Source organism: Nocardioides sp. Z22_16 (genome assembly GCF_058134365.1).
Map to the genome: position 1 here is coordinate 770450 of NZ_JBYTTI010000003.1, position 10822 is coordinate 781271.

Genomic DNA, 10822 nt, shown 5'->3' on the forward strand with positions numbered 1-10822 from the left:
CCGTACCAGACAGGGGAGCACCCGGCGTCGCGACGACGCTCATGTGCTGAGAGTGCGGACGAAGCCGCAGACCCTCCGAACCTGCACCGGTTAGCACCGGCGAAGGGAGTCAGAGAAGTGAAGTCCCATGCCCTCCTCGCGACCGTGGCGGTGCTCAGCGCGGTCACGGCCGGCTGCAGCGCCCTCGGTGACGACCGGGACGACGCGGCCGGGTCGGACGACCGCCGCAAGGTCATCCTGGTCACCCACGACTCCTTCCAGCTCCCCGAGGAGCTGGTCGAGGAGTTCCGCGAGCAGCACGACCTGGAGCTGATCGTCCGGGCCTCCGGCGACGCCGGCGCGCTGAGCGCCAAGCTCGGCCTGACCAAGGAGAACCCCACCGGGGACGCCGCCTTCGGCATCGACAACACCTTCGCCTCGCGGGTGCTAGCGGAGGGCGTCTTCGCCCCCTACGACCCGCCGCTCCCGGTCGGCGCGGAGAAGTACGACCTCCCCGAGGGCGCCGACCGGCTCACCCCCGTCGACGTGGGCCACGTCTGCGTCAACGTCGACGACACGTGGTTCGCCGAGCGCGGCGAGAAGCCGCCGCGGACGCTGCAGGAGCTGGCCCGGCCGGAGTACCGGGACCTGATGGTCGTCCCCGCGGCGTCGACCTCCTCGGTCGGGATGGCGTTCCTGCTCACCACGGTGGCCGCCTTCGGCGACGGGTGGCCCGACTACTGGCAGTCGCTGCTCGACAACGGCGTGAAGATCGTCGACGGGTGGAGCGACGCCTACTACACCGACTTCACCCAGGGCGGGGAGAACGGCAGCCGCCCGATCGTGCTCTCCTACGACTCCTCGCCGGCGTTCACCGTGCCCGAGGGGAAGAAGCGCTCCACGACCAGCGCGCTGCTCGACACCTGCTTCCGCCAGGTCGAGTACGCCGGCGTGCTGGAGGGGGCGGCCAACCCCGAGGGGGCGCAGGCGCTGGTGGAGTTCCTGGTGCAGCGGTCGGTGCAGGAGGCGCTGCCGGAGTCGATGTACGTCTTCCCGGTCGACAGGTCCGTCGAGCTGCCCGCCGCCTGGGCGGCCCACGCGGTCCAGCCCGAGGAGCCCTTCACCGTGGCGCCGGAGGAGATCGCGGCCAACCGGGAGCGCTGGCTCCAGGAGTGGACGGAGCTCACCACCCGGTGACCCGGCGGCTGCTGGCGCTCGCCGGGCTCTCCGCCGGGCCGCTGCTGGTGCTGGGCGTCTTCTTCGTGCTGCCCGTGACCGGCATGGTCGCCCGCGGGTTCTGGGTCGACGGCACCTTCGACCCAGGCGGGGTGCTCGAGGTGCTGCGCCGGCCCCGGGTGCTGCGGGTGCTCGCCTTCACGGTCGGTTCTGCGCTGGCCGGGACGCTCCTCTCGATGGTGCTGGGGCTGCCGGCGGCGTACGCCCTCAACCGGCTCGCGCTGCCGGGCCGCCGGCTGGTCCGCTCCGCCCTGCTGGTGCCGTTCGTGCTGCCCACCGTGGTGGTCGGCGTCGCCTTCCGGGAGCTGCTGGGGGAGTCCGGTCCGCTGGGCTTCCTCGGGCTCGACGGCACCCCGGTCGCCATCGTGCTGGGATTGGCCTTCTTCAACTCCGCGGTGGTGGTGCGTGGGGTCGGGGCCGCCTGGGAGTCGCTCGACCCGCGCCCGGCCGAGGCCGCTGCCGCGCTCGGCGCCACTCCGTGGCAGGTGCTGCGCACGGTGACCCTGCCCGCGCTGCGCCCGGCGATCGTCTCCTCCGCCTCGGTGGTCTTCCTCTTCTGCGCCACCGCCTTCGGCATCGTGCTCACCCTCGGCGGGGTGCGGCACGCCACCGTGGAGACCGAGATCTACCTGCTGACCACCACCCTCTTCGACCTGCGGGCGGCCGCCGCCCTCTCGCTGCTCCAGCTCGCCGTGGTCGCCGGGCTGCTCCTGGTGACCGGTCGCCTCCGCGCGACCACCGCCGCGGTCGACCGCCGGGTCTCCCGCCCCAGGCGCCCGGGCAGGCACGACGTCTGGGCGCTGGGGATGACGGCGCTGCTGCTGGGCTTCGTCGCGGCGCCGCTCCTCACCCTGCTGCTCGGGTCGCTGCGGGTGCGCGGGAGCTGGAGCCTGGACAACTACCGGGCCCTGGACGGGCGGGGCGACGACGCGGCCCTGCTGGTCCCGGTGACCGAGGCGCTGGTCAACTCGCTGCGGATCGCCGTGGACGCCACCTGGATGGCGCTGCTGCTCGGGCTGCTGCTCGCGGTGGTCGTGACGCGGCGCTCCCACAGCCGCACCGAGCGCCGGTTGCGGGCCGGGGTGGACGCCCTCTTCATGCTGCCGCTCGGGGTCTCCGCGGTCACCCTCGGCTTCGGCTTCCTCATCACCCTCGACCGGCCGCCGGTCGACCTGCGCGACTCGGCCCTGCTGGTGCCGATCGCCCAGGCGCTGGTGGCGCTTCCGCTGGTGCTGCGGACCCTGGTCCCGGTCCTGGCGGGGATCGACGACCGGCTGCGCCAGGCGGCCGCCTCGATGGGCGCCGGCCCGTTGCGCACCTGGGTCACCGTCGACCTGCCGGTGGTGTGGAAGCCGCTGCTGGCCGCCGGCGGCTTCGCCTTCTCGGTCTCCCTCGGCGAGTTCGGGGCGACCTCGTTCCTGGCCCGCGACGAGCGCCCCACCGTGCCGGTGGTGATCTTCCGGCTGATCGGGCACCCGGGGGAGATGAACTACGGGATGGCGCTGGCGGCCTCGGTGGTCCTCGCGGCGACCACCGCGCTGGTGGTGCTGGCCGTGGAGCGGCTGCGGGTGCCGAGCGTGGGAACCTTCTGACATGGCTGGTACCGACCCGGCGCTCGAGCTCGACCACGTCGAGGTGCGTTACGACGGCAGCCCCGCCGTCGTCGACGTCACCGTGCAGGTGCCCCCCGGGGAGGTCCTCGCCGTGCTCGGGCCCTCGGGCTGCGGGAAGTCCACGCTGCTGCGCGCGGTGGCGGGCCTGGAGCCCGTCTCGGCCGGGACGATCCGCTTCGCGGGCGAGGACCTGCGCGGGCGACCGACCCATCGCCGCGGCTTCGCGCTGATGTTCCAGGACGGGCAGCTCTTCGGCCACCTCGACGTGGCGCGCAACGTGGGCTACGCGCTGCGGCTGGCCCGGCGTCCGCGGGCCGAGGTGGCCCGCCGGGTGGCCGAGCTCCTCGACCTGGTGGGGCTCGCCGGCTACGGCCCCCGGATGCCGGCGACGCTCTCGGGCGGGGAGCGGCAGCGGGTGGCGCTGGCCCGCGCCCTGGCGGTCCGACCGCGGCTGCTGCTCCTCGACGAGCCGCTCTCGGCCCTGGACGCGGCGCTGCGCGAGTCGCTGGCCCGGGACCTGAGGGAGATCCTCACCAGCTCGCGGACCACCGCGGTGATGGTCACCCACGACCACGAGGAGGCGTTCACGGTCGCGGACCGTCTCGCGGTGATGTCCCGCGGCCGGGTGGTGCAGGACGGACCCATCGCCGAGGTCTGGGCCGCGCCCGCCACCCCGGAGACGGCCGTCTTCCTGGGCTACGCGACGGTGCTCACCGGGCCGGCGGCCCACCGGCTCGCCGAGGCCGCGGGGCTGCCCCGCGAGGGCGCGCTGGCGCTGCGCAGGTCCGCCCTGCGGGTGGACCCCGACGGGCCCCTGGAGGCGACGGTGACCCTGGCGGCGGCGACCCCGGAGCTGCTCCGGCTCCAGGTCGACGTGCCGGGCCTGGGAGGCCTGCACGCGGTGGCCCGCCGCGACCTGGCGGTGACGGTGGGGGAGCGGGTGCGTCTCTCCGTCGACGCGAGCCGGCTCGCGCCGGTGCCGACGCCCGTCCGGGCGGAGTTGCCCGGAACTCTCTAGGATGCGGGGGTGTATCGCCGCGCCCACGTCCTGCTCATCGGCGTCGCGGCCACCATGGGGCTCCTCGCCCTGGTGGCCTCGATCTCGTTAGACCGACCGCTCGTGGACCCCGAGGGGTTCCTGGGCCCGGCCGCCGTCCGGCTCCCGCTGCTGGTCGGGGCAGCCCTGCTGGCCGACATGCTTCCCCGCTTCTTCTGGGAGGGCAAGGGCCGTCCCCGCGCGGGGTGGTCCGCCATGAAGGAGCGCTGGCACAGCCACTGGAACCGCGAGCGGCTCACCCTCGTGGTGCTCGGCATCGTCTGCTTCTACGTCACCTACGTCAGCTACCGGAACCTCAAGTCGTTCCTGCCGTTCATCATGGGCGACAAGAAGTACGACCGCGAGCTCCACGTGCTCGACCGGGCGATGTTCGGCGGCACCGAGCCGGCCGAGGTGCTGCACACGGTCTTCGGCACCAGCTTCAGTGCCTTCTTCCTCTCCACCATCTACCTGTGGTTCCTGCCGCTGGTGCCGATCGGCGTCGCGGTCTTCCTGGTCTGGTCGCGCAACATCACCTTCGGGTACTGGTTCGCCAACTCCCAGGTGCTGATCTGGACGCTGGGGACGGCGTCGTACTACGCCCTGCCCACGCTGGGCCCCGGCTTCCGCTACCCGTGGCTCTACGCCGACCTGCCGGAGACCGGCACCAGCGCGCTGATGGAGGCGCTCTTCTACGCCCGCAAGGGCGTGATCCACGACGGGATCGAGGGGGCGGTCCAGTCCGTGGCCGGCTTCGCCAGCCTGCACACCGGCGTCACCCTGCTGGTCGCGCTGATGATCCAGTACACGATGCGCAGCCGCACCGTGAAGATCGTCTTCTGGATCAACTTCGGGGTCACCGTCATCGCGACCCTCTACTTCGGGTGGCACTACGTGGCCGACGACATCGCCGGAGTCGCGATCGCGCTGGTCTCCTTCTACGTCGGCGGGCTGGCGGCGGGGCAGAAGTTCACCAAGCGTGGCCTCCTGCTCAACTCGTCCTCGACGTCGGCGCGGCTGCCGGTCGACCCGTCCGCTGAGGGCGAACAACGAATTACATCGGTGTAGTACGTCAAGGAGACACGCCGGTGTGTCGCAGAAAACATGGCGTTTTTGTTTCCAATGTGACGAAAGCGCACTAACGTGCCTGCTGTGTCTCGGACGGTGGGGAAGCCGCCCGAGGCGCAGCCGGCTCGGTGACCCACCGGGCAGGCTGAAGGCCAGGCAAGGGGAACCACCGTGCGCAGCCGTCGGCACCACCGCACCCATGCGCTCCACCTGACGCCCGTGCTGGCGTCGCTGCTGGCGCTCGTCCTGATGGGGACCTCCGCCGGGGCCGCCGACGAGCCGGTGCCGTCCGCCGACGAGGTGGCCGCCGCGGAGCAGGCCGCCGCCGAGGCCGCCCGCGGCGTCTCCACGGTCCGCGCGGAGCTGGCCCTGGCCAACCACCGCCTCGACGAGTCGGCGGTCCGGGCCGCCCGGGCGGCCGAGAACGCCAACCGCGCCGGCTGGGAGCTGACGCAGGCCGAGGCCGCCGCCGAGGCGGCCCGCGTCGCCGCCGTGGCCGCGACCGGTGACCTGGCGGAGCAGCAGGAGGCGTACGGCGCGACCCTGGTCCGCTCCTACGAGGCGGCCCCGCAGGTCGCCGGGCTGGCCGCGATGGTCGAGTCCGACGGCATCACGACCTATCTGGAGCGCTCGGTCACCACCGCCAACGCCGTCGAGGCGTTGGAGAGCGGCTACGACCGGTTCCGGGCCTCCGCCACGCTCGCCGAGGTGGCGGTCGACGGTGCCGAGTCGGCCGAGGCCCGCGCCCAGGAGCTGGCCGACGAGGCGCGGCGCAGCCGTGAGGCGGCGGAGTCCGCAGCGGCCGCAGCCTCCGCCGAGGCGGTCGAGCTCGCCGCGCGCAAGAGCGAGCTGGTCGCCGAGCTCGCCACCCTCCAGGGCATCAGCGTGCGACTGGCCGAGCGGCGCCAGACGCGGCTCGAGGAGCGCGCGGCGCAGGCCGCCGCCCGGTCGGCGGAGCAGCGACGCCGCGAGGAGGCGGCCCAGGCGCGCCGTGCCGCGCGCGAGGCCGAGCGCCGGCAGCGGGCCACGCCACAGCCGGCACCGTCCCCCACCCCCACCCCCACTTCCGCCCCCACCCCGGCTCCGACGCCCAGGCCCACCCCGGCTCCGACGCCCCGGCCCACCCCGACCCAGGCGCCCACGCCCACGCGGGTCGCCACCCCGGCGCCCACTCCCGCTCCCACTCCCGCGCCCACCCCCGTCTCCACCCCGGCGCCGGCCCCCACCCTCGCTCCGGCTCCGGCTCCGGCTCCGGCTCCGGCTCCCGCGCCGGCGTCGGGTGCCCGGGCGGCCGTCGCGTTCGCCACCGCCCAGCTCGGCGACCGCTACAGCTGGGGCGCCTCCGGTCCCGATGCCTGGGACTGCTCCGGGCTGACCGCTCAGGCCTGGGCCGCGGGGGGCGTGTCGCTGCCGCACTACTCGGTGGGTCAGTACGCCGCCTCCACGCCGATCGGGGCCGGCCAGCTGGTCCCCGGCGACCTGGTCTTCTGGAGCTCGTCGTCGAGTCCCGGCTCGATCTTCCACGTCGCCCTCTACGTCGGCGACGGGATGATCGTCCACGCCCCCCGCACCGGCCGCCCGGTGGTCAGGGAGTCGATGTACTACTGGCGGGCGCCCACCTTCTACGCCCGCCCGTAGGCGCCGCCTCAGGCCGGGGCGACGCGGGTGGCGAAGCGGGCCGCCAGCTCGCCGGGATCCAGCTCCCCGCCCAGGATCCGCGTGGTGGGCCAGTGCGAGGTGTCGATCCCGGTCAGCCGGGTGAAGAGGGCCAGGTCGTCGGCGTAGAGCTGTGCCAGGGCGGCCAGGTCCTCGGCGGTCGGCGCGGTCCCCGGCACCAGCTCGGCGCCGGCGTAGCGGTTGCGCAGCGGGGGCCGCTCCTCGAAGCGGGGCAGCCCCAGGTGGTCGGTGACCCGGTCGACGACCGAGTCGTAGTCGGCCAGCATCTGGCGGAACTCCAGCAGCAGCCACTGCTCGCGGTCGAAGACCTCGAAGCCGTGCGCGAGCTGCGCGCCGTAGAACCCCCGGGCGATCCCCGACAGGTGCTTGTAGCGCATCGGCCGCACCCCCTCGGGCAGCGTGGTGGGGAAGGAGGTCGGGCGGAACTCGGTGAGGAAGCCCGGCCAGTCCGGCCAGTCCGGGTGCCGGGTGCGCAGCATCGTCCAGTGCGAGAAGAGCCGTTCGAGCGGGTCGCGGAAGATCGCGATCAGCGGCATGTCCGGCTTGTAGGCCGCCATCCGCTCCAGCGCCTGCGGCCACATCAGGTAGACCGGGGTGGAGTCGCCCACCATCCGGTGGATCCTGGCCCGCTTCGGGGCGGTGTAGTCGCGCTCGTAGTCGGGGTGCGCCCAGTCGTACTCCTCGTCGTTGAAGAAGTGCGCCTCCTTGCGCGGCGGACGGCAGACCAGCGGGTGCTGGCTGATCGTCCCCGACAGCGTGGAGGTGCCCGACTTCTGGGCGCCGACGATCGAGAAGTTGTAGCCCAGCCGGCCGAAGGGGGAGTCCTCGGGCTCGGGTCGGGTGGGAGTCACGCGGCTGAGGCTACCGACCGCCCACCGCGTAGGCCGAGTGGACCACCCCGTTCCCGAACCGGCGCACGTCGAGCAGCTGCAGGTCGAGCCGCATGCCCTGGGGCAGGCCGCGGAGCCCGCCGCCCACCAGCACCGGGGCGGCGAAGACGTGCACCTCGTCGACCAGCCCCGCGGCCAGGGCCTGCGCGGCGAGCCCGGGGCCGCCGATCGCGAGGTCCCGCTCGGAGGCGGCCTTGAGCTGCGCCACCTCGGCCGGCATGAAGTCGTCGACGATCCTCGTCCGGGTGCTGCGTGGCTCCGCCAGGGTGCGGGAGTAGACGAGCTTGTCGCAGCCGCGCCACAGTGCGGCGTACTCCCGCTCGACGTCGGAGAGCTCCGGGTCGTCGCCGAGGGTCTCCCAGACCGCGAGCACGTCGTAGGTCCGGCGGCCGAGCAGCATCATGCCGACGCGCGCCTGGAGCGCGTTGAGGGCCAGGTGCACCTCGGGGTCCGGGACCGCGTAGTCCCAGCTCCCCTGCTCGTCCGCCTCGTAGCCGTCCAGCGACGTCACCGCGGTGTAGATCAGGTCGCCCATCTCGATTGCCCCTCCTGCCGGTGGGTACCGTCTGGCACATGTCTGCCGAGCCCCTGAGCCCCGCCGAAGCCACCGCCGCCGAGGAGTCCGTCCAGGACAAGGGATACCGCCAGCCGGCGGTCGATGTCGAGGCCTTGACGAGGCTCCTCGACGGCAGGTATGCCGAGGTCCGCCAGCTGGTGCGCGACAACCTGGTCGAGCACGCGGGGCTGCTCGCCGAGGCCGAGGAGCTGACCGGCGAGGAGTTCCGCGAGCGCGTCAAGGAGGTCGTCGTCGAGCTCGCGGCCACCGGGCAGACCGGGATGGGCCTGCCCGCGGAGTACGGCGGCGGCGGCGACATCGGCGCCTCCATCGCCGCCTTCGAGACCCTCGCCCTCGGTGACCTCTCGGTGCTGGTCAAGGTCGGCGTGCAGTTCGGCCTCTTCGGCGGGGCGATCCTCCAGCTCGGCACCCAGGAGCACCACGACCGGTGGATGGCCGACATCATCAGCGGCCGGCTGATGGGCTCCTTCGCGATGACCGAGACCGGGCACGGCTCCAACGTGCAGGCGCTCGGCACCGTCGCCGTCTACGACCCCGAGACCGCTGAGTTCGTCATCACCACCCCCGACGACGCGTCCCGCAAGGACTACATCGGCAACGCCGCCCGGCACGCCGAGCTCGCGGTGGTCTTCGCCCAGCTCGAGGTGGCCGGCGAGCGGCACGGCGTGCACGCCTTCGTCGTCCCGGTCCGCGTCGACGGCGAGCCGGCCCCCGGCGTCCGGATCGAGGACTGCGGCCCCAAGATGGGCCTCAACGGCGTGGACAACGGCCGGTTCTGGTTCGACGGGGTCCGGGTGCCGCGCGGCAACCTGCTCAACCGGTTCGCCGAGGTGAGTGAGGACGGCGTCTACAGCAGCGAGATCGAGAGTCCGGGGCGCCGGTTCTTCACCATGCTCGGGACCCTGGTCCAGGGACGCGTCTCGGTCGGCGGTGCGGCGATCAACGCCGCCAAGGTGGCGCTGGCCATCGCGATCAAGTACGGCGACAAGCGGCGCCAGTTCGAGGCCGCCGACCCCGACACCGAGCAGCGCCTGCTCGACTACGGGATGCACCAGCGCAGGCTGCTGCCGCTGCTGGCCGAGAACTACGCCATGCACTTCGCCCAGGAGGTGGTCGCCGACCAGCTCCACGACGTCTTCTCCGGCATCGCCGACGACGCCGAGACCCGGCGCCTGCTGGAGTCGCGGGCCGCGGGCACCAAGGCCTACGGCACCTGGCACGCCACCCGCACCATCCAGGAGTGCCGGGAGGCCTGCGGGGGCGCGGGCTACCTGTCGACCAACCGCTTCCACGCGCTGAAGGCCGACACCGACGTCTTCACCACCTTCGAGGGCGACAACCACGTCCTGCTCCAGCTGGTCGCCAAGGGCCTGCTCACCGACTACGCGGGCGAGTTCGAGGAGATGGACCAGTTCGGGATGGTCCGCTTCGTCACCGGCCTCGCGGTCGAGACCGTGCTGGAGAAGACCGCCGTCCACAAGCTGCTCGAGCGGATCAAGGACGTGCTGCCCGGCGGCGACGAGTGGGACCAGGAGGCCGGCCTGCTCGACCCCCACTACCAGGTGGTGATGCTCCGGTTCCGTGAGGAGCACATGCTCGGCGGCGTGGCCCGGCGGCTCAAGGCGGGGGTGGACGCCGGGGGCAACCCCGGCGACGTCTTCTCCGAGGTGCAGGACCACGTCATCGGTGCCGCCCGGGCGCACGTCGAACGGCTGGTGCTGGAGGCGTTCGTGGCGAAGAACGCCGGGCTTCCCGAGGGCGACGAGAAGGTCGCACTCAACCTGCTCTGCGACCTCTACGCGCTCTCGGTGATCGAGGCCGACCGGGCCTGGTTCATGGAGCACGGGCGGCTCTCCATCGCCCGGAGCAAGGCGATCACCCGCGAGGTCAACAGCCTCTGCCGCAAGATCCGCCCCCTCGCGGTCGACCTGGTCGACGCCTTCGGCATCCCGCGGGAGCTGCTGCGCTCGGAGGAGCTGCTGGCGCCCGACGCTGTCGGGGTCGACCGGTGACCTTCGGGGGGCTGCCCGTCCGGTGGGAGCCGGAGGGCCCGAGCCGGGGGCTGGCGCTCGTCCTCCCGGGGCGCGCCTACGCCCCGAGCGCCCCGCTGCTGGAGTTCGCCCGGCAGGGGCTGCTCCAGCACGGCTTCACGGTGCGGCAGGTCTGGTGGGACACCACCGCGATGACCCCGGCCGACCACGACGCCCCCGAGGCCTGGGTGCGTCGTCACGTGGAGGAGACGCTCGCCGAGGAGTCGGCTCACGGGCCGGGGGAGGTGCTCCTGGTCGCCAAGTCGCTCGGCACCCGGGCGGCGTCGTACGCCGCGGAGCGGGGCCTGGACGCCATCTGGCTCACCCCGCTGCTGACGGTCCCGGAGGTCGCGGAGGCGATCGCCGCCAACACCGGGCGGCAGCTGCTGGTCGGAGGGCTGGCCGACGAGGCCTGGGACGCCGACGTGGCGGCCGAGCTGGTGCGGGGCGGGCGCGACGTCCTGGAGATCCCGGACGCGGACCACGCGATGGTCACCGGGGACGCGGTGCGGTCGGCGGAGATCCAGTACGCCGTCGCCGAGGCGACGGAGCTCTTCCTGCGCTCGCTGGGCGACTGACCCGTTGCGCCGGTATTCGAACAGGTGTACGATCGTCGCAAGACGTCAGTCGCTGGCGTTGTGTGATGTCGCAGGACGTAGGTGACGGTTCTGTATCAGGACATCGGTGACACAACCGGGGTGCTTGGTGGTGACACT

Annotated in this window: 9 protein-coding genes and 1 riboswitch; of the genes, 7 read left to right on the top strand and 2 right to left on the bottom strand. The window is 73.2% G+C overall.

The features are described from left to right. Position 1 precedes the first annotated feature (1 nt). Positions 2-125, top strand: a riboswitch (TPP riboswitch). From AC3X7R_RS12105 to AC3X7R_RS12125, 5 genes are all read left to right on the top strand, one after another. Next, complete coding sequence (locus AC3X7R_RS12105; RefSeq protein ID WP_489965902.1) at positions 118-1176, top strand: thiamine ABC transporter substrate-binding protein; 1059 nt, start codon at positions 118-120, stop codon at positions 1174-1176. It overlaps the preceding riboswitch by 8 nt. Then, a complete protein-coding gene (locus AC3X7R_RS12110; RefSeq protein WP_489965903.1) occupies positions 1152-2807 on the top strand; it encodes an ABC transporter permease in 1656 nt (551 codons plus the stop codon). The genes AC3X7R_RS12105 and AC3X7R_RS12110 overlap by 25 nt, the downstream gene beginning before the upstream one ends. 1 nt (position 2808) lies before the next feature. Next, on the top strand, positions 2809-3846 hold the full coding sequence (locus AC3X7R_RS12115; RefSeq protein ID WP_489965904.1) for an ABC transporter ATP-binding protein: 1038 nt from the start codon (positions 2809-2811) through the stop codon (positions 3844-3846). A gap of 9 nt (positions 3847-3855) precedes the next feature. Continuing rightward, a complete protein-coding gene (locus AC3X7R_RS12120) occupies positions 3856-4932 on the top strand; it encodes a phosphatase PAP2 family protein (protein ID WP_489965905.1) in 1077 nt (358 codons plus the stop codon). 171 nt (positions 4933-5103) lie between these two features. Further along, positions 5104-6570, top strand: a complete 1467-nt coding sequence (locus AC3X7R_RS12125; RefSeq protein WP_489965906.1) for a C40 family peptidase — start codon at positions 5104-5106, stop codon at positions 6568-6570. Between the two features lie 8 nt (positions 6571-6578). Here the strand turns inward: AC3X7R_RS12125 and AC3X7R_RS12130 are convergent, their stop codons facing one another. Together AC3X7R_RS12130 and AC3X7R_RS12135 are read right to left on the bottom strand one after the other, a co-directional pair. Beyond that, the gene (locus AC3X7R_RS12130; protein WP_489965907.1) at positions 6579-7460 is read right to left on the bottom strand and encodes a sulfotransferase domain-containing protein; all 882 of its coding nucleotides are present in this window, start codon (positions 7458-7460) and stop codon (positions 6579-6581) included. A gap of 10 nt (positions 7461-7470) precedes the next feature. Beyond that, on the bottom strand, positions 7471-8034 hold the full coding sequence (locus tag AC3X7R_RS12135; RefSeq protein ID WP_489965908.1) for a dihydrofolate reductase family protein: 564 nt from the start codon (positions 8032-8034) through the stop codon (positions 7471-7473). 38 nt (positions 8035-8072) lie between these two features. Between AC3X7R_RS12135 and AC3X7R_RS12140 the strand changes: the two genes are divergently transcribed. After that, positions 8073-10088 (top strand): acyl-CoA dehydrogenase family protein, encoded by a 2016-nt coding sequence (locus AC3X7R_RS12140; protein WP_489965909.1) that lies wholly within the window; start codon positions 8073-8075, stop codon positions 10086-10088. Beyond that, entirely contained in the window at positions 10085-10684 is a 600-nt protein-coding gene (locus AC3X7R_RS12145) for a hypothetical protein (protein WP_489965910.1), read from the top strand. The genes AC3X7R_RS12140 and AC3X7R_RS12145 overlap by 4 nt, the downstream gene beginning before the upstream one ends. The last annotated feature ends 138 nt before the right edge of the window (positions 10685-10822 follow it).